The sequence below is a fragment of the Enterococcus mundtii genome (assembly GCF_003957375.1).
In the GTDB taxonomy this organism is placed as follows: Bacteria; Bacillota; Bacilli; order Lactobacillales; family Enterococcaceae; genus Enterococcus_B; species Enterococcus_B spodopteracolus.
On record NZ_CP025473.1, the window covers coordinates 2,115,364 to 2,134,753 of the forward strand.

Sequence of the window (19,390 nt, forward strand, 5' to 3'; positions counted from 1 at the left end):
TTTGTTTTCCTCCTTTTATTTTACAATTGCCAGAAAATCTTCATTAGCAATAATTTCTTGTTGATCAAGTTCTAACACATCTGCAAATTGATCGGTATTCGTTACGATCACAGGAGTGACCACGCTATAGCCTGCTGCTTTTATTTTCTCAATATCAAAGCGGACAAGCAAGTCACCTGCTTTTACTTTGTCTCCTTGTTTGACAAATGTTGCAAATCCTTCACCATTTAATTCGACAGTATCCATTCCGATATGCATCAAAATCTCTACACCATCTGTGGTTGTCAAACCAACTGCATGACCTGTTGGGAAAATCGTCGTGATTTCGCCATCTGCCGGAGCAACTAATTCACCCTTCTCAGGATCAATCGCAATCCCTTTTCCCATTGCTCCAGAAGAGAAGACTTTATCTGGTACTTCTGTCAGTGGTAAGACTTTTCCAGTCAATGGACTTTTCAAATTGTGACGTGCTGTGCTGATCGTATCCCCTGTGGTAGTTTCTGTTGCTTCTAATTTTTCATCTTGTACTTCTTCATCAAAACCAATCAAGTAAGTACCGACAAAACCAAGAACAAAAGCAACTGCTGTACCGATGATCGCCATGATTACACTTGATTCCAGTGCTGGATCGGTACTGATAAATGTTGGGATGGTCAGTAAACTGATCAAACCACTAGAGAATGCTTTTACGCCAGCAAACCCGATGATGCCTCCACCGATCCCACCGGAAATACAGGCAACGATAAATGGTTTTTTCAAAGGTAAAGTCACACCGTAAACAGTCGGTTCAGTGATTCCAAAGAACGAAGTAATCATTGAAGAAATTCCTAATGAGCGTAATTTTGAATCTTTCGTACGTAAAGCCACACCTAATGCTGCACCACCTTGTGCCAATATTGCTGGTAAAAGCATTGGCATCAAAACATCAAAGCCATATTGTTCGATATTCAAGAAGATGATTGGCACAAAGCCCCAGTGCATCCCGAACATAACCAACACTTGCCACATGCTACCCATGATGACTCCAGCAACTAATGGACTAAAGCTATAAATCGAATTGAACAACCCACCTAAGGCATTACCGATAACGGTTCCAATTGGCCCTAATACTAAGAAAGTCAAAGGCACCATAACTAACAAGACAATCATTGGCACAAAAATCATTTGTAAAAATTGTGGAATAACTTTCTTCACAAGTGGCTCAAACTTACTTTGTACCCAAACGGCTAAGATGATTGGAATAACAGAAGAAGTATAGCCTGATTGAGACAAGATCACTGGTAGACCAAAAAAGTCTACTGCCGATCCTGAACCTGCTAACTGTGTGATTGCTGGATAGACTAGCGCCATAGCGATCGCTACCGATAAAAACTGATTAGTCTTGAATTTCTTTGCAGCTGTAAAAGCTAGCATCACTGGTAGGAAAGTAAAGACCCCGTCTGCTGCTGCAAACAAGATTTGATAAGCTCCGCTATCAGCTGTCAACCAACCTAGTACTGATGCAAGGGATAAGAAACCTTTCAATATCCCCGCAGCTGCCATTGCACCTAAAAACGGTGTGAAAATACTTGAAATAATATCGATCAAGCGATTTAGAGGGTTTTTACTTGTATCCTCACTATCCGCTCCTGCACCTTCTCCTAACCCTTGCTCATCAACAATCGCCTGGTAGACATCCGACACATTACTGCCGATAACGACTTGATACTGGCCGCCACTTTGAACGACTTGGATGACATCGGGGTCATTTTTTAATTTCTGCGTATCGGCAATCGATTCATCTTTCAATTTGAAACGTAATCTTGTCGCACAATGCACTAAACTATTGACATTTTTTTCTCCACCTACGGCTTCCCAGACTCTCCGTCCTACTGCTTGATTATCCATATTCTTTCCTTCTTTCTTTTTGATAAAATAAAAAACCTAGATTGAAAAAACGGTCACGTGATTAGACGTGTCCATATTTTCAATCTAGGTTTTGCCTGCTTGATCCAGTAACAATCCTTATGATTGGGTTTGTTTTTCTGTTACTACACGTTGGATGTGGATCGTCAGGTAGATTTGTTCCCCTGGTCCCATCTCTTTTTGTTGCGTTTGTACAAGATACTCATTGATCCGTTCCACACAGCGAAACGCTTTTGGATATTTTCCTTGGACAAGCGCATAAAGAAATTCATCTTTCTCATCTGAAGCTTCATCTTTTAAGTATCGTTGTGTGAAAAATTGTAAATGTGTGATGATCCGTTGATAATTCAAGGAATCTTCGTCAAAGGCGATGCCGAAAAATTTACTGATGATACTTAGGATATCTCGCACCATTTTCGTTGCCGCCATCGTTACTTGCATGTCGCCATTTCCTTGCTCACTATTGACGAAATGAAAGGCTATGAAGCCTGCTTCATCCATTGGTAAGGTCACACCGAGCTTTTCTTCAACAAGTTGAAGGGCTTGTTTGGCTGCTCGATATTCTTTAGGATAAAACTTTTTTGTTTCAAATAATAAAGGATTCGGTAATTCGATGTTTTCCTTTGCTCGACTGATCGCATAATGGATATGGTCGGTCAGTGTCAAATAGATGTTTGGCGATAATTGGATGTTTAATTGTTCTTCGGCAAGGTCGACGATCTGCTTCACAAGCTCGACCTCTTCTAATGGGACATCTGCCATCAATTGTTGGAACTGATGCGTAGTAAAAGAATCTTTTAGCACAAATTCTTTTTGGATCGATTCTTCAGAGATCGTATCGCCTGATTTTTTTTGAAAAGCAAGACCTTTTCCCATGCAGATGATTTCTTCGCCTAATTCATTTTTTGAGATGACGACATTATTATTCAAAACTTTTTCTATGACCATCTACATCGACCTCCCAACTAAAAAATAAAAAAACCTAGAATCCACCCGTAATTACTAGCTGAATTCTGGTTTTGCCTGCCGAACAGTAACAATCCATTGCTTAACTACATTTACTATATCACTGTTACATTCGCTATGCAACCCTTTTCATCGTTTTTATTTTTTCAAAAGGAGAAGAACTTTTAGTATTTTGTAACACTGAATCCAATATACATGCGATGAGAGTAACAAAAAAGGATGAAAATGAACGAGCCATTTCTATCCTTTTTTCTCTATTGTGATGTTGATGATCAGAATATGAAAAGCTTTGTTCTATAATACTGCTTAGATTAGAACGTTTTTCTCACAACCACCATAAACGGTGTTCAAGAAGCAACACTTCGATCATAAGCCAAAAAAATCAAAAATGAAAAAGCCATTTTCAATTTTTCTGTCTTATGCCTTAGTGCTAATCGCTGCTTTCACAACCTTGACAAATGGTGTTCAAAAGCCAACTCCTACGATAATAAGGGCCTCCCTGAGAAAATATAGAAAACTATTTTCTCAGGGAGGCCCTTATTACTTGGAGCTGAACGGCTTTTTCACAACCTCTTCTAAAACGTTCTCGTTGGCATGTCAAAGGCATTTTTCATTTCTTGGGTGGCTTCTTTCATTGGTGTGATGCTTTCGAGTTCTCCTTGGACGACTAGGCGTGTAATGGCGTCCATATCCCCACAAGTGATCAAGGTGATCAATTCTTTTCCTTCTTCGATGTTCAATAATTCTGTTGCCGAAGGGGCGACTTTTTCTTTGAATGTCGCTTTGTACGTGTAGACGTTTTCCAAATCGACGATATAGATTTTATCACCTAAGTTTAGATTTTCTAACGGAGTAAAAAGTAATTCGGGATTGTTGGCACGGTGACTTGCTAAGGCATAGTTTCCTTTCCCCATTTCTTGATCTGGATCCAATGTTCCGGCACCGTACAATAAGTTTGCATTATCCAACCCTCTAAAAATCGGTAAATTGATCGAGACGGAAGGGACGGCGATACTTCCAATGACTGGTAGCTCCGGTCGATTCAATTGGGCTCTTAACACCGCTTCTGAACTCATTGATTCAACTGAATCAAAGTCAAAGTTTGCCTCTTTTTGATTATTTTTGACAATATCATCACGAGTCACATTAGAAATAGCGTACGCATCTCCCGTATTTTTAACAAAAAAATCTTTGATCTGTTCATTAAAGATCAAGGCTAATCCTACTATTAATAGTAGAAACAATAAAAAATTGACCAGCCACTTTTTGACTCTTCCTTTTTTTTTCATGTATCTTCCTCCACTCTTGCACTATCTATCATAGCTCCGTATATTTTACTTTGTTGTTTTTACTTTTTTCTACTGGATATTTCTGATTGTTTTTTTCTAATTTTTCCTCAATCATCGTATCGATATCTAAATTTAGATTGTCGGCCATCATATAAGAGTATATCAACACATCTGCTAGTTCTTCTTTGATTCGTTCAAGCTGAGTGGTTGTCACTTCTTCTGGTTGCTTCCATTGGAATAACTCTAATAATTCTGAAGCTTCTAAAGAAATCGAAATTGCTAAATCTTTTTCATTATGAAATTGTCGCCAATTGCGATCATCTCTAAACTGATTGATTTTTTCCATGCTTTTTTCCATTGATCTTCTCCTAATTTTAAATCAAGTCACATTAATCATACCATGTTTAGCGAGAAAATAGTTTATACTTATTTTAATAATCTGTTCTATTTTTCAGAAAAAAGAAATATCTTATCGCCGGTTTTCAATCAAGGGAAAGAATCATTTACTTCTCATCCACGCTAAGTTCGTAGTTTGGATTGGTTGGTCGGTGCTTTATGTAAAACTGGGGCTGTGACATTCGTCTTCTCCTACTTAGAACAAACGCTTCTGTCACAGCCTCAATTTAATCATATGTTAGATAATTGCTTTGATCTATTTACTATTGTTGTAAACTTGTTTTCAGATCTCTTACTCCTGATAAAGTCATCAAGACAAGTAAACTGATTAAATAAATTCCACTTAGAAATAGAATAACAGCCGTCAAACTATAATGATCCATTAGAAATCCAATCGCGATCGATGAAAAACCACCGACTGCTCGACCTAGGTTCATGATAAAGTTATTCGCCGTCGCACGGATCTCTGTTGGATACAAACTACTGATAATTGCTCCATACCCACCATACATTCCGTTGATGAAATAACCTACAACTACTGCTGCTGCAATTAAGCTCCATTGACTGTGTGCAAGTACGAGTAAAAAGACAGATAAAGAGGAACAAATCAGGAACAAACCAAATGCGAGGGTTGGACCAACTTTATCCATGATGATCCCAAACGTCATCATCCCTAATGACATCCCCAAAATCGTGCTGATCATCCATAAAGAGGAACCCGATACTGATAGACCTAATTGTGCTTGCATGATTGAAGGCAACCAATTCATCAAGCCGAAATAACCAGCAATCTGTACAGTAACCATCAGACTAAGACCTGTCGTTTGCCATGCCATGCGTTTCGTTTGGAACAAATGACTCAGCTTTGTCTTTTTCCCAGTTTCTTTTGTTTCTTCAAATGCCTCTGGTTCTTTTAGCCCTCTTCGAATAAACAAAACCATCAAGACCGGCAAGACACCGATGACATAAAGCATTTTCCAGCCAAACAAAGGAATGATCACTGCTGCTAAGATGGCGGCCAAAGCTGCACCAACTTGTGCGCCGACTGCAGCTACCGAAGATGCACGACCAATTTGTTTCTTTGAAAAGCTTTCAGAAATCAATGACATACATGCGCCGTATTCTCCGCCAGCGCCGATTCCTGCGATAAAACGAAACAGATAAACAAGATAAATATTCGATGCAAAATACATGAGTAAAGAAGCAATTGAGAACAAAATGACTGTTTGCGAAAATACTTTGACTCTCCCATATTTATCCGCCATCAATCCAAAAAAAATACCTCCAACGAGCATCCCTAAATTAGTAATCGTTGCAATCAATCCTGCTTGCGTTCCACTAATATTAAAAGTTGCGATCATTGAAGATAATGAAAAAGCTAAAAACATAATGTCCATATTTTCTAAAGCAATACCCGCCGATGTTGATAATAATACCTTTCGTTGATACTTCGTCATTTTTCTTCCCCTTTTCTTTAAATCACCCTAAATTGTTAAAATCATATCCAAAATTCAAGAAAAAATCAAGAACTTTTTCAGTATATATTAAAAAATTTTGATCCTTCTTTTGTAAACGAATGATTTTTCCAATAGAAGGTGCTATGAATAAGGTCCTTTCTCTTTACACGCATGAAAGCGGATGCTATATTTCTTGGTAGAAATGGCTTACTATTGTTTTCAGATTGGAGTTTTTGACAAATGGACAAACAAGAATTTTTAGAGCAAATCAGTCATGGATTGATCGTTTCTTGCCAAGCATTGCCTGGCGAAGTTTTTTATTCAGAAGAAGGTGGCTTGATGCCTTATTTTGCACTAGCTGCAAAGAAAGCTGGCGCAGTCGGTATTCGGGCAAATTCGGTCAGAGATATTTTAGAGATCAAAGAAAAAGTTGATTTACCGATGATCGGTATTATCAAACGGGATTATCCACCTGAAAAACCGTTTATCACTGCAACGATGAAAGAAGTGGATGAATTAGTCGCCACTGGCGTAGAAGTGATCGCACTTGATTGTACCCTGCGTAAACGACACGATGGCTTATCGATCAACGCATTTATTGAACAAATCAAAACAAAATATCCTAATCAATTATTTATGGCAGATATTGCGACCTTTGAAGAAGGAATCAATGCTTATAAAGCCGGGATTGATTTTGTCGGGACGACATTAAGCGGCTATACCGAAGAAAGTGAAGAAACAGAAGGGCCCGATGTGCAGTTGATCAAACGACTTCTTGAAGCAGATGTGTGCGTGATTGCAGAAGGAAAGATCCACACGCCCCAACAAGCCAAGGAAATCCAAGCGTTAGGTGTAGCTGGTATCGTGGTTGGGGGCGCCATTACCCGCCCACAAGAAATCACGCAACGATTTGTTGCTGCGTTAGATGGCGCGAGAGGTCGGGACGGAGGTGTTTAATCCCGAAAAATAAGGTACCATCCTACCATCCACGAAAATTGTTCTGCAAACTTTTATGGATGGCGCCTTATTTCTCGAAAAGATTATTCTGTTCCAGTCGATTATCCGGTTTTAGGTGGTCCTAGAGGGGGGATGCCCCTGACATTCATTATAAATTTCTAATGGACTTCAAGATAAGAGTAGACGAAGAGGGTAAATCATTTGTGAAACAAGTGTTGGTTGATCATAATCAACCAACACTTTGGGACAACTGAGTTTTTTTGAAATAAATGAAAACCATAAAAAATCCTCTTCACAAATTCATCCAAAGTTTACAAAAAAGCGCAAAAAATAAAGGGAGACTCGGTTGATTTGTTTCATCACCGAGTCTCCCTTTTCTATCTTTTATCTTTCATGGTCATGGTTTTAGGTAGTTGGTCAAGTTGATTTTGCTAAATGTGATTCTAACAATAAACGGATAGATGAGACGGTAACACTTGAATCGTTACTGGAAGTTTTGTTCCTTCATCTCCATCGATATTTGTTGCTAGTTCTTCTTTGTCCACTAAAGAAATCACTAACTTCTCTGCTGTCTGATAGGCAAGATTCTCTGTTTCCGCATCGACCCCTTTGATCAAATCAGGCACTGCTTTTAAGGTATCAAAAAATGAGCGGTCTTTTAAATATACAAAATGAAGTTTTCCATCATTGATTTCTGCCTCTGGTAAGAGTGTTTCAAAACCACCGACCGAGTTCGTCAAACCGATCAACAGTGTACTACTTTCGATTTCTTCCTCATCGCCATCAGCTTCCACGCGGAACGTATAGGACTGGGTATTCGTCAATTGTTTGAAGCCCGAAATAAAATAAGCCATCTTTCCTAATTTGGTTTTCTTTTCAGGATCAACGTCATTGATTGCTTCTGGAATCGTTCCAATGGCAACGACGTTCATAAAGTATTGATCATTGATTTTCCCGATATCTAACGGTTTCGTGTGTTCGATCGAGGATTGTTGAATGGCTTCCTCTGGATCAATCGGCATATTTAACGCTCGTGCTAGATCATTCACCGTTCCTAAAGGGAAGAAGCCAAAATTTGGTCGTTCCTCTTGCTCTGCGAGACCACTGATCGCCTCATTGACTGTTCCATCACCGCCCATCGCAAAGACACTATCGACTTTCCCTAGCGCCCCTTCACGAGCAAATTTCGTCGCGTCACCACTTTTTTCAGTATGCAAAACTTGGACTTCATCAAAAAGAGTACGCAATTTATTTTCTGCCATTTCTTCATATTCTTTTGCTTTTTCTCCTCCAGAACTAGGGTTAACGATCAACAACGCTTTTTTCATCCGATTTCTTCCTTTCTTGTTTGTTCTTTCTCTTACAATAACATAAAACAAGAAAATTCTACGAAATGATGCTATTGGGAAAAGCAAGTAAATATCTACCCGTGAAAACGGGTAGCTTTTTAACAGCCCAGGAATGGCTAACCGTCGCTACCCCCTATGAATGGGCTTTTTTAAATGACCACTAACCTCTTCACAGCCCTATCTGCTCTTTAACTATTAAATGGATCTACATACTCTTTATCTTTGATTCGATCATCTGCTTCTTGTTCTCGAATATATTTATTCAATCTTTTTTGATTTAACACACTCATACTCACGTAGTATCCTTAGGACCAAAAGCTTTTATTTCCATACTAATATTTCAAATTCGCATGTTTTTCATGTATTGAAGTTGCGCTGCGTCCTTTTAAATAGCGCATAATGCTATCTCATCCACGCATAGAAACGCAGGTTTTTTGTTTCGGACGCTATGTGAACAAAACCGACTGAAGTCAATAATAAAAAAACGTCATTGAAAGAAATTTCCTTTCAATGACGTTTTTATTATCACTAATTAAAACAAAACAGTTGCTGGATCAATCAATTGCGCTTGAGATAAGCTGTTGTCACGACTGATCTCAAAATGCAGATGGCTGCCTGTACTATTACCAGTAGAACCGACAAACCCAATGATTTGTCCTTGTTCAACTTCATCATCAACTTTCACGACGTATTCTTGTTGATGAGCATAAAGCGCTGTTGTACCATCTTCATGTTCAATGGCAACATAATTTCCCCATGAAGGATGGAATTCTGCTTTGATCACAGTACCCGCTTTGCTAGCATAGATTGGCTCCCCTTGAGGTGCCGCAAAATCTAATCCACGGTGGAATTCACCACCACGAGGACCAAATGGGCTAGAAATCGTATAATTTCTTAATGGCACGATATATCCTTCTTTGTTCACTTCAGGTCCGGCAACTTCTTTGTCATATTGTTCTAAATCATACGTTTCGATCAGACCATTTAGTTTTTCGTTATATCTTGTATCTGTTGCGTAACGGCCTGTTAAAAATTCTGTTGCTTCTTTATAAGTTTCTGCATTGGATTTCCAAGCACCTGAATAGAACTCACTATTTCCAGTCAAGCCTTCAGTCATTAATTTAGCATAGTCTTCAAGACTTTCTTCATAGTTGGCATATTTTCTGAATGTTGCTTGGATCGTATACAATGTACCATCACCAGCATCTTCTTGTGTGGCAAATGTCACACCATTACCCTCGTGTGTACCTTTGATCCCAAAAAGATTGTAGTTAGGCGCTTGCGCCAACTGGCTTTGTCCACTAGCTGATTCTAAAATCGCTTGGGCGATCATCACTGATGCGTATAAATCATGTTCTTGCCCGATTTCTCGAGAAGATTCACCGATTTTGCGAATGAAGCTCTCAACTGATTCATCTTTTTCAAAATGGATCGATCCTTCAGCCGTTTCTTGACTTGATGGTACAAGATCTTGGATCGGTGTAGTTGCAGAAGGTTGACGTACCTCTTGAGCAACTGGCGCTGCAGGAGCAGGCGTTGGTGCCACAGGTGTAGCAGGTGGTGTCACTGGTTGTGTCGGCTGTGGTGTAGTTGGTTGTGTTTCTCCAGTAGAACCGCCAGTTGATGGTGGCGTTGGTTTTTGTGGCTGACTCGGCTGTGTTGGCTCTGTCGGCTTCGTCGGTTCTGTTGGTTTTGTCGGCTCCGTTGGTTTTGTTTCCTCCGGTGTGCTTGGCTCTGTCGGTTCTGAAGTATCAGGTGTGCTTGGTTCACTTGAATCACCAGTAGCCGGTGGCGTTGATTCTTCTGTACCATCTGTTGTTGTATCTGTTGTGTTATCTTCACCTGTGGTATCAGACGAATCCGTTGTTGTTTCTGTTTGGGCTTCCGCTGTTACTGGTTGGTCCGCAGAAAAAACTTGTTCATCTGCTAATACTTGTAAAGGCGTAGTTAATAACATTTGTGAAAGAAATACAAATGAAACTAATTTATACGTAGACTTTTTTTTCAATTTTCTTACATCCTTTTCTTTAGTTAATTTTAAGATACATGTTAGTTATGAATTTTTTGTTAAAAAAATAATAATTTTTATAAAGTAATAATAATTATTTATCTCGTATTTATGCTTCGTTCCACTACTAATAACAAACGTTAAGTGAAAACATCTAGCGAACACTGAGATAATACGTCAGACTTTTACTTTATTATAGTTCATTTTAACAGGAATAAGAAGAGTTAAGCAGTCCATATTTTTTCATCATTAAGAGCAAAATTTGAACTTGACATTGATTTTCCCCCCATTTTTTTTACCGAGTAATATCAAATAATCTATAAAAAAAGCCCTCCAAATATTGCTATTCAACTATTTGGAGGACAGTCTCTGCTAAATTGATATCGAAAAAAAGATAGAATAACCAATCCTATTAGTGAAGTTTACTACAAATTAAATACAGTTTGATTATTCAGTTTTTTTACGTCCAGTCAAATCATTGTTTCCTTTTTTACTGCAACGATTAGTACAACTACTACTAAGATACCTCCTAGAGCAATTCGCATATAAAAAAACAGATTTTCCCGTTTTAGGAAGAAATGATTCTCTTACGCCATTTTTCTTTGGAGCGGATCTCCTTGGCTATGGTTGATTAGGAAACTCTTTTTCTGGTGTGGCTTCGTTATTCACTTTGACTTTAACGATGCTTAAACAAACTTTTATATCATTGATTTTTCCATATTCGGCGATGATCGTTCTATCTTTATAAATTAGACTTGGCAGCTGTGGGGCGTCGTTTTCACTTGTCAATCTGTCTTCAATAATTCATCGTCTATTCAAAATAATATCTGTAAACTTTTTCTACAAACAGACGTATCTCTTTTTTATATGAGCATTTTTTTCTAACTTCATTTTCTATTTGCTCTACATCTAATTCTCCAAAAATATCTAAAGGTTTATTTCGAAGCATACGTATGGTTTCACTTAGTAAAGAGGTAAACTTTGCTAGAGTAATTCTTTGAGGTAAAGTATTTTGTAGTTCGATTATTTGTTCTGGTGAAAGTTCCAAATCAAAGAGTTCACTTCTCCTTAACTCAGTGTCCTCATTTTTAAAGACAGGTTTTTGTAACTTACAGTAAAATGTTTGACTCTCTTCATTTTTTAATACAAAGACTTCTTTATTTTTCTGTGACCTTATAGGGTATTTATCTACAACTGTTAGATTGTCAAAAGGACCTAGCTTTACAGACTTTTTCTTTCTATCATTTCCATGTAGTTCTTTTATCAAATTTTTTGATTCAGAAAAATTCCACATATCTCTTCTTTCGGGAATGGTTGCTTCCGGTATCGTTTTAGCCAACTGAGTGATATACTCAACATCTTGAACACCCAACCATTCTGATTTGATCCATCGTGTGCCATGGATTGCTCCTAATAAACCGCCTGTTGCTGCCGCATTTGTATCCGTGTCACTCCCTTCAAAAAAAGCGATCTCTAACAATCCATTCTGTGGATCTATAGAGAATTTAGATACGATATAGATCGCTGTCAAACAAGTAACGACTCCTGAACCTTTCATTTTCGGATTATTGCAGTCTAATTTCGATAACGTCTCAGATGTTTGATCAAATAATCCATTTGCTAACGCTTCTTTTATTAATGTTAATCCATCAAATAACTCTTCTCCCGTCTGTTCCCACAGTTTTTGATAATTTATACCTATAGAAAATGAAGCATTCAACCAATCATTGATATTATTAGGTACAGGAAACTTAGACCATTCTTCTTTTTTATTAATGAGATAGTCAACTAATTCCCCATATTTCATTTGTTTGTTGTTGGTAATCAGATACTCCGCAGCTTTTCCATAGACTAACGCACTCAAAATAGCTCTAGGATGTCCATGGGTAGATATTCCATTCAAAAATATTTTTTGATTCATTTCTTCACTACTTATATTTTTCTCATAAGCATGCGAAATGACCCTCATGACTACACCATTTCCACCCGCTTCAAAATAGGATTGGATGGCACTCTTATTCTGCTTCCACGGTGGTTTGCCATTCGACCATGAACGAGCAGCGCGCTTCGTAGCTCCTCCTCCTCCACGTTCATAAAGCAACCACGAAGGTAATTCGCTTCTTCCAAAATAAGATAGAAAATTACGATAGTTTAACGCCCTCGCAGTCGCTAGCGTCAGTTGGGTATCATCACTGTAACTTCCTTTTTTTATGATTTCTTCTGTATAGGTGTGACCATAACCCGAACGTCTTACCCATTTTTGAAAATCTGTACTCCTAGCAGATTTATTTTTTGTTTGACTTCTTTCTTGTGGCCATCCCATGGCATCACCGATTGCAACCCCTAATAAAGATCCCAGATATTTATCTTCTATTGAGTTCATCCTCTCACTCCTATTCCATATAAAGACTTTCTTCAGGGATATCACCGGCTCTTAATTTATTCGCCAAATTTTTGTCATACATATCTGCACAAGTAAAAATTTTAATTGTGGATAGATCACATTGAGCAATTTCAAGACGATTCAATTCTTTCTTCGCTTGTGCTTGGTCTCTAAATACAATTCCTTTAATATCTGTCTTTGAGATCGAATGTCTTATTAGCACCTCCGCTTGATTATCAGTAGGTGAGCAGATCAACATATTCTTTGTTCTGTTCAATTCCATCTTCCCTACTGATCTAGACTTATACAGACTCTTGAAACTCGATAGACCACTCCTTATGAGTTTCCCACTTTCTGTAGCAGCATTGCATGGACAAAAAAGAGTTTGATCATTAATGACACTAGGAGAAATCAACAAAATAGAGAATTCTTTAAATAAATCAAGCCTATTCCTCTTCTCTAACTCATATAAATAATAGACATTAGGGTATTCGATTGAACAACAAATATAATCTTCTTTACCATCAATTCTATTTAGATCATTTTTTTCCAGATCTTCTTTGATAAAATTGTTCGCAAGGATCTTACCATCTCTATCCAATATCTTGGGCAAATTTTTGGACTTAGTAAAATGGCACAAACGAGTAATTTTTCTCTCACTAATATATGATTCATACTCATTCATAACCGTTCCTCAAATCATATAAACTTGTATCCTCTGGCAATAGTTCAGTTAATTTGTCCACATACGTAATTATTACTCCAGATTTTGCCCGCGTCACACTTACATAGATCAATTTGACAAATTTTACTAGCGCGTCTTGTTTGCTACCATATTTAGCTATTTCCTCTTCTGTAGGCATATATCGATCACTCATAAATGGTAAGAAAACTAAATCAAATTCTAATCCTTTAGCAGAATGATAAGTTCCGATGTGCAAGTTGTCAGTATTCTTCCATTTACCCATGTCTTTTTTTAATATTGTATGCTCAATTCCTTTTTCAGCAAAAATAGACGCTATTAAATTGACATCTTCTCTCGTTTTGACTAGCACTGCTTTGGTTCTTGATACATCCGAGTTGTCTACTAAACCCATCAAAGATTCTATTTCCTCTTTTTTGTCTCTACATTTTATTACAAGAGGATTTGGACCAACCACATCTGGAACAATGGAGTCGATTTTATCATTCTCATCAATTTCAAAAAAGGGTAATTCCGAAATTGCTTTCGCTAACTTTCCGACTCCTGATTTGTTTCGATAGTTTTTTTCCAATTTCCAAATCTTGACATTATTTAGTCCCGCAGAACGCCATGAAATCCTACTTCCATAAATTTGTTGATTCTCATCACCAAAGAAATTGATACTACCATCTTTCGATACTAGCATACTCAAAGACTTCAACATCATTGGCGAAAAGTCTTGACCTTCGTCAACAAGTATATATTTATATCGCTTTTCCGTATCATCTCTTTGCGCTTCTTCAAACACCGCTGTAGCTATACTATCCCAATCATATAAATAGCCTCTTTTATTCCTTAGATCTACATATTGTTGGTAGACTTCGTAAAAATAGATTCTGTTTTTCCTTAAAATCCGAGCATCCCGTCTTCCAGTTCGTTCAATTTTAATATACGTCTCTTGATCCATTATTCCCATTTTTTGTATCCATTCAATTTCATCGATAAAAATATCCATATGTCGTTCTAACGTATTCTCATCAGGATATTTATTTTTCACTTTATCTAGCGCCTCTGCAATAAGTTTATTTTTTGATTGTAAGATGGCGTTTGTCTCCATTTTACCTCTTGAATTCAGATACCCTCGTGCCAACTTATGATAGTTTTGAATCAATAAATTTTTGGGAGAATCTTCTAATATAAACTCCATATATTTAATAAGTGTCCTATTATATGTAAGTATAAGGACTATATCATCAGGGTAATTTTTTGCCATATTTACCGCCCTAACTAAAGCAATAGTTGTCTTTCCGCTTCCTGCCGTACCTAAAACAACAATATTATCTTCATCAGAAAGATATAGTACATCCACTTGTTTTCCTTCAGGTTTTGGTAATCCCATAAAATAACCTCCACTATTTTATTTATCCAGATATCTCCCCCACGAAGAAAAGCTCGTATAAAAAATTGTTGGTTTGTCACGGAACCTCCTTTATCAATTATTTTATATTATCATTATATACACTAAATCATTAAACCGTAAAGTTATAATCTGTTTTTAAAATAACATTTATTTTCAAATAAGAAGAGAGGCTATGGAAAAATTATTTCACGACTTCTCTTAAGCAACATCATTTAACCAAAAATAAAAGAAACAACCTAAGCATATTTCATGCTTAAACCGATTCTCGATGAAATTATTTCAATTAAAACTAACCAAACATACTGTGTCCGGCAATATAACAAACTGAAGAATTGTTATATTGCATAAGTGTTTATCTTTTTCAAGATGTTTATATAATGTGGTCGCCTTTTTTACTGACCTTTCCCCTCATTTTGAACTATTTCCATTTTGGAAATAGTTCGATCTTCTATCAATTCACCAGAATCAAATATATTTTTCAGATGTTTACTAATTGCCGGAATGCCAACATCAAAAAGCTTCGAAAACGTTTTTTGTGTTGCTCAAATGGTCTAAGCTTGACCACTTCTTCACTGTCTTCATACATCAAAAAATTGGATGTCATCCAACTTGATTTATTCTCCCTTCTTGATTCCATCTGTATTTTATTAAGATAGTTGCTAAAATTGTCACGATACTTGATTCATGTCATATGTAACTCGAATGAACATTGTTCTTACTTGGCAACTCCCCAAAAATATTGTCTTCAACTGATTTATTTGTGTTATAACGAAAAATCGTGGCACTAATATATACGCCAAATATTGCGATAAAACGATTATGTATAAAAAAACTAAGACTTCGTTCAAAGTCTTAGTTTTTTACATATTAACTTTTATACTGTTTCTTTACCCTTCCCCCAACTTCTCCCAAATCTCACTCTGCTCCTGAAAATGCTTCACTAGATCCACATCAAAGATATCTTTGAGCAATTTTCTCGAAGCTGTTTCCAGAAATGGACCTTGCTTGATGACTTGGCCTGTTTTCATGAACAAGACTTGGTCGCTTAAAGAGAGGGCTAAACGGATGTCGTGGAAGACTCCGATGATTGTTTTGTCTTGGTTTTTGCCCCAGTCTTTTAAATACCCGATGAGTTCGAGCTGGTGCTTGATATCGAGATGATTATTGGGTTCGTCTAGTAATAAGATATCTGGGTCTTGGGCTAATACTTTGGCTAGGAAGACGCGTTGCTTTTGACCACCGGAAAGTTGGTTGACTGGGTGGTCTTTCAGCTCCAACAAATTAGTGAGCGTCAGGCACTCCATGACTTTTTCGCGGTCTTCTGCTGTGGTGACTGACCAAAGTCCTTGTTTGATGTGCGTATAGCGGCCCATCATGACGGTTTCATAGACGGTGTAATCAAAGGCAATGGTTGAAAACTGGCTGAGTAAGGCAACTTTGCGTGCGGCTTCTTTGCGTTTCAGCGTGCGGACTTCTTTTCCATCGATTGTGATCGATCCTTCGTAGGAAAGGATGCCCGCAATTGATTTCAATACGGTCGTCTTGCCACAGCCGTTAGGTCCTAAGATACAAAGGTTTTCGCCTTTGTTCAAGTCAAAGGAGACTTCTTTGATGATTTTTACTGAGCCATAGCCAGCTGTGACTTGCGATAGCTTCAACGTCATCACTTTTCCTCCTTTAGCGGTAATTTCTGCTGACAAAAGGAATTTCCGTTACGTCGTCTTCTCGATTGAATTTCAGCGCAACCATGAAGAAATAACCAGACAACAAATTGAAAAAATCGAGCAAGCCTGAATCGACTTTTTTACCTTGGTAAAGATGGCGATACAACAAACGAACGATTACTTTACAATCGACACGTAAGATATGAGCCAACGCACCTCGTTCGCTTCCTTGAGGCAAGAAAAATGGTCCGCTTTGTTTTGTTCTTTCTGCATTCAATTCATCGACACGATTCTTTAACCAGTCGATTTCTTCTTGCGTGATCGTCATTTTTGTACGCACGCACGCATTGGCATGGTAAACTAATTCCCCAATTTTCTCTAACTCTTCGTAAAAAGTAGAATCTTCACACTTTGTGCGCAATAACCCGATTTCTGAAGATAAGCGATCGGTGTGTAATTCATAATCGCAGCGTAAATCATCTGCATCGTCTGCTAAAAATGGATAAGCCTCATAAGGACTTCGATAAATATCTTTCATAGTTGTAAAACACTCACTTTCGTTTGAAATAAACATAGGCAAAAAAGGGCGCACCAATCAGTGCAGTGACCGCGCCTATTGGTATTTCTTGGGGAGATAATAGCGTTCGAGAAATCGTATCGCCGACGACCATCATACTGCCACCTAACAGTGCTGCTCCTGGAATGACCCAACGATGACTCGCACCGAAGTAACGTCGAATGACATGGGGGCAATCAAATCAACAAATCCGATCACGCCGACAAATGAAACCGCACTTCCTGCAAGCAATGCTGCAAGGACCATGATCCATAACTTGATGGTTCGGACATCTACACCAGAAATCATTGCTTCTTCTTCACCTAAAGATAACACATCTAAACTTCTAGCAGAGAACCAAAGAGCGATTGTTCCAAATAGTAAGATAGGTAAAAAGATTTGGATTTTTGCCCAAGTGCTTCCTGAAAAGCTACCCATTTGCCAGAAGACTAATTGCTGCAAATGATCTTTGAACAACGCCGTGACGATCGTCAACATCGCGCCCACAAATAAGGTCATGACCATTCCCACTAAAATAACTGTTTGGTTCGATAATTGCTGATCCACTCTTTGACTCATCATCAAGACAATAAAAACAGTTGCCAAACCAAAAATAAAGCCGGTCAGAGGTAATGTAAAATTAGGGAAAAACGGTAAAGTGATCCCAGTGACAATGATCAACGCAGCGCCAAGTGATGCCCCTGATGACACACCTAGCGTATAAGCAGAAGCCAATGGATTACCTAATAAGGATTGCATGACCGTTCCACTCACAGCCAAAGCAGCTCCTACAAGAAACGCCAAAACCACTCTCGGCAGGCGAACCTGCCAAAGAATGGTGACGATCGTTGCATCTAGCTGTTTGTCTCCTCTTGAAAATAATGCTTGGATTAAGGTATCAAAAGGAATGGATACACTCCCGTTTTTGATCCCAAATAATACCACGACGATACTTAAGACAACTGCTATCAGCAACCGACTTTGTTTATTCATTTTCCAACGATTTGTATTCATCAGGGTAGATTGCTAATGCCATTTCTTTTAAGGCTTTTGTCATATGGTGGTTTGGTAGAGAGCTCGCAGCGTTATCGATATAGAATACTGCTTCATTTTTCACCGCAGGAACGTCTTTCCAGTTGCCACGATCTAAGATTTCTTGCACTGCATCATCCAAGTAATTCACGTTCGTCAAAATTACATCGGGCTTACTAGCGATTGCAGCTTCTTCTGTTACTGGAATCCAGCTTTCTTGATCCGCTAAGACATTTTCTGCACCGACAAGTTCGATCATTTCATTCAAGTAAACGCCTTTACCAAAGCTATAGATTTCAGGTAATGCGCTAATTTCAAACAATACTTTTTTCTTATCTGTAATGGTTTCACCAATTTCTTTGATTTCATCGATCTCTTTGTTCATTGTATCGACTAATTCTTGTCCTTTTTCATGCTCCTGTAAAGTATCCGCGATAAATTGAACATCTAAGGCAATATCTTCAATGCTATTACTTGTTGGAATATTCACGACAGTAATTCCTGCATCTTTTACTTGTGACCAAACATTTTCAGAGCCATGCAGACTAATATCTGAAACATAGATCACTTGTGGGTTCAATGAAATCAATGTTTCTGCATCCACAGCCATCATATCGAGTTGTGGCAACTCATCCAGTTCTTCCGTCATTGCCGGACTTTGTGTGTCAACCGCTACTAATTGATCTTTACGTCCTAAATCATCGATCACTTGTGTAACTGAAGGTACCAAAGAAACCATCTTATCTACTTCTTCTGGAATCTCGATTTCTTCGCCACCACGATCTTTTGTCGGCAAAGCAACTTCTGAAGCTGTCGTTGTTTCAGCTGTTTGGCTTATTTCGTTGTTATTATTTGAACAAGCACTTAACCCAAAAACTACGCTCAATCCCAACACAGCAACTAATTTCGATAATTTTTTCATCATCTATTCCCACTTTCTTTGACTCATTTTTACTTTTCCCAGTGATTACTTTTTTACGATAACCCTTCTATTTCCAATCTCTTAACAAACAACCTTTTTTAAAAGTAAATAAAAACTGCCTTTCCTATTACAGGAGAAGACAGTTTGATTGATCACACAAAAAAAACGCTTGATCTTTCTCCTACAAAAGAACATGATTGCCGTTAAATCGGTCTCCTGACTTGGCTTCCTTTTACTCCCAAACCTTCCAGAATGATCTGTGGTCCTATTGGTTTCATCCACCTTACAGTAGGTAGGTCTGTAGAGGACTTTCACCTCTTTCCCTGACATCTAATCGGCTATTTATTTTTAACTTTACTTTTATTCAATCAATTATCTTTTGGAAAAATTTAGCTATACCAACA

General features: G+C 38.0%; 14 protein-coding genes, 2 pseudogenes and 1 riboswitch. Of the genes and pseudogenes, 1 reads left to right on the top strand and 15 read right to left on the bottom strand.

The genetic code is table 11. The annotated features are described in order from the left end of the window. Positions 1-15 precede the first annotated feature (15 nt). The 5 genes from CYK55_RS10265 to CYK55_RS10285 form a co-directional block, all read right to left on the bottom strand. Entirely contained in the window at positions 16-1,887 is a 1,872-nt protein-coding gene (locus tag CYK55_RS10265) for a beta-glucoside-specific PTS transporter subunit IIABC (protein ID WP_034686786.1), read from the bottom strand. Between the two features lie 117 nt (positions 1,888-2,004). Beyond that, entirely contained in the window at positions 2,005-2,853 is an 849-nt protein-coding gene (gene licT, locus CYK55_RS10270) for a BglG family transcription antiterminator LicT (protein WP_034686789.1), read from the bottom strand. Between the two features lie 593 nt (positions 2,854-3,446). Continuing rightward, entirely contained in the window at positions 3,447-4,160 is a 714-nt protein-coding gene (locus tag CYK55_RS10275) for a class A sortase (protein ID WP_034686792.1), read from the bottom strand. A 28-nt stretch (positions 4,161-4,188) separates the two neighbouring features. Continuing rightward, positions 4,189-4,518: a nucleotide pyrophosphohydrolase gene (locus CYK55_RS10280; protein ID WP_034686794.1), complete on the bottom strand. Its 330-nt coding sequence runs from the start codon at positions 4,516-4,518 to the stop codon at positions 4,189-4,191. A gap of 301 nt (positions 4,519-4,819) precedes the next feature. Then, positions 4,820-6,013: an MFS transporter gene (locus CYK55_RS10285; protein WP_034686796.1), complete on the bottom strand. Its 1,194-nt coding sequence runs from the start codon at positions 6,011-6,013 to the stop codon at positions 4,820-4,822. Between the two features lie 240 nt (positions 6,014-6,253). Between CYK55_RS10285 and CYK55_RS10290 the strand changes: the two genes are divergently transcribed. Then, positions 6,254-6,970, top strand: a complete 717-nt coding sequence (locus tag CYK55_RS10290) for an N-acetylmannosamine-6-phosphate 2-epimerase (protein ID WP_126134267.1) — start codon at positions 6,254-6,256, stop codon at positions 6,968-6,970. A gap of 443 nt (positions 6,971-7,413) precedes the next feature. Here the strand turns inward: CYK55_RS10290 and CYK55_RS10295 are convergent, their stop codons facing one another. The 10 genes and pseudogenes from CYK55_RS10295 to CYK55_RS10345 all read right to left on the bottom strand — a co-directional run bounded on the left by CYK55_RS10295 (position 7,414) and on the right by CYK55_RS10345 (position 18,986). Beyond that, the gene (locus CYK55_RS10295) at positions 7,414-8,298 is read right to left on the bottom strand and encodes a diacylglycerol/lipid kinase family protein (RefSeq protein WP_126134268.1); all 885 of its coding nucleotides are present in this window, start codon (positions 8,296-8,298) and stop codon (positions 7,414-7,416) included. A 209-nt stretch (positions 8,299-8,507) separates the two neighbouring features. Next, positions 8,508-8,717: pseudogene (locus tag CYK55_RS10300) on the bottom strand (transposase); the annotation flags it as partial. Positions 8,718-8,851: 134 nt separating this feature from the next. Next, the gene (locus CYK55_RS10305; RefSeq protein WP_034686804.1) at positions 8,852-10,327 is read right to left on the bottom strand and encodes a peptidoglycan DD-metalloendopeptidase family protein; all 1,476 of its coding nucleotides are present in this window, start codon (positions 10,325-10,327) and stop codon (positions 8,852-8,854) included. A gap of 811 nt (positions 10,328-11,138) precedes the next feature. Beyond that, a complete protein-coding gene (locus CYK55_RS10310) occupies positions 11,139-12,710 on the bottom strand; it encodes an ADP-ribosylglycohydrolase family protein (RefSeq protein ID WP_126134269.1) in 1,572 nt (523 codons plus the stop codon). Between the two features lie 10 nt (positions 12,711-12,720). Next, positions 12,721-13,395 carry a DarT ssDNA thymidine ADP-ribosyltransferase family protein gene (locus CYK55_RS10315; protein WP_034686807.1) on the bottom strand — a complete coding sequence of 225 codons (675 nt, stop codon included), beginning with the start codon at positions 13,393-13,395 and terminating at the stop codon, positions 12,721-12,723. Next, complete coding sequence (locus tag CYK55_RS10320; protein WP_034686809.1) at positions 13,388-14,791, bottom strand: UvrD-helicase domain-containing protein; 1,404 nt, start codon at positions 14,789-14,791, stop codon at positions 13,388-13,390. The genes CYK55_RS10315 and CYK55_RS10320 overlap by 8 nt, the downstream gene beginning before the upstream one ends. 908 nt (positions 14,792-15,699) lie before the next feature. Further along, positions 15,700-16,476, bottom strand: a complete 777-nt coding sequence (locus CYK55_RS10330; RefSeq protein WP_034686811.1) for an ABC transporter ATP-binding protein — start codon at positions 16,474-16,476, stop codon at positions 15,700-15,702. A 13-nt stretch (positions 16,477-16,489) separates the two neighbouring features. Beyond that, complete coding sequence (locus CYK55_RS10335; RefSeq protein ID WP_034687224.1) at positions 16,490-17,014, bottom strand: ATP:cob(I)alamin adenosyltransferase; 525 nt, start codon at positions 17,012-17,014, stop codon at positions 16,490-16,492. A gap of 13 nt (positions 17,015-17,027) precedes the next feature. Beyond that, a pseudogene (locus CYK55_RS10340) lies at positions 17,028-18,025 on the bottom strand (FecCD family ABC transporter permease). Then, entirely contained in the window at positions 18,018-18,986 is a 969-nt protein-coding gene (locus CYK55_RS10345) for an ABC transporter substrate-binding protein (RefSeq protein ID WP_034687228.1), read from the bottom strand. Before CYK55_RS10345 ends, CYK55_RS10340 begins: the two are co-directional and overlap by 8 nt. Before the next feature lie 189 nt (positions 18,987-19,175). Continuing rightward, a riboswitch (cobalamin riboswitch) is annotated at positions 19,176-19,353 on the bottom strand. Positions 19,354-19,390 lie beyond the last annotated feature (37 nt).

Coding starts and splice junctions, on each gene's coding strand:
- CYK55_RS10265 (WP_034686786.1), bottom strand. CDS start 1,887: ATGGATAATCAAGCAGTAGGACGGAGAGTCTGGGAAGCCGTAGGTGGA.
- CYK55_RS10275 (WP_034686792.1), bottom strand. CDS start 4,160: ATGAAAAAAAAAGGAAGAGTCAAAAAGTGGCTGGTCAATTTTTTATTG.
- CYK55_RS10330 (WP_034686811.1), bottom strand. CDS start 16,476: ATGACGTTGAAGCTATCGCAAGTCACAGCTGGCTATGGCTCAGTAAAA.
- CYK55_RS10280 (WP_034686794.1), bottom strand. CDS start 4,518: ATGGAAAAAAGCATGGAAAAAATCAATCAGTTTAGAGATGATCGCAAT.
- CYK55_RS10315 (WP_034686807.1), bottom strand. CDS start 13,395: ATGAATGAGTATGAATCATATATTAGTGAGAGAAAAATTACTCGTTTG.
- CYK55_RS10320 (WP_034686809.1), bottom strand. CDS start 14,791: ATGGGATTACCAAAACCTGAAGGAAAACAAGTGGATGTACTATATCTT.
- CYK55_RS10290 (WP_126134267.1), top strand. CDS start 6,254: ATGGACAAACAAGAATTTTTAGAGCAAATCAGTCATGGATTGATCGTT.
- CYK55_RS10295 (WP_126134268.1), bottom strand. CDS start 8,298: ATGAAAAAAGCGTTGTTGATCGTTAACCCTAGTTCTGGAGGAGAAAAA.
- CYK55_RS10335 (WP_034687224.1), bottom strand. CDS start 17,014: ATGAAAGATATTTATCGAAGTCCTTATGAGGCTTATCCATTTTTAGCA.
- CYK55_RS10310 (WP_126134269.1), bottom strand. CDS start 12,710: ATGAACTCAATAGAAGATAAATATCTGGGATCTTTATTAGGGGTTGCA.
- CYK55_RS10285 (WP_034686796.1), bottom strand. CDS start 6,013: ATGACGAAGTATCAACGAAAGGTATTATTATCAACATCGGCGGGTATT.
- CYK55_RS10345 (WP_034687228.1), bottom strand. CDS start 18,986: ATGAAAAAATTATCGAAATTAGTTGCTGTGTTGGGATTGAGCGTAGTT.
- licT (WP_034686789.1), bottom strand. CDS start 2,853: ATGGTCATAGAAAAAGTTTTGAATAATAATGTCGTCATCTCAAAAAAT.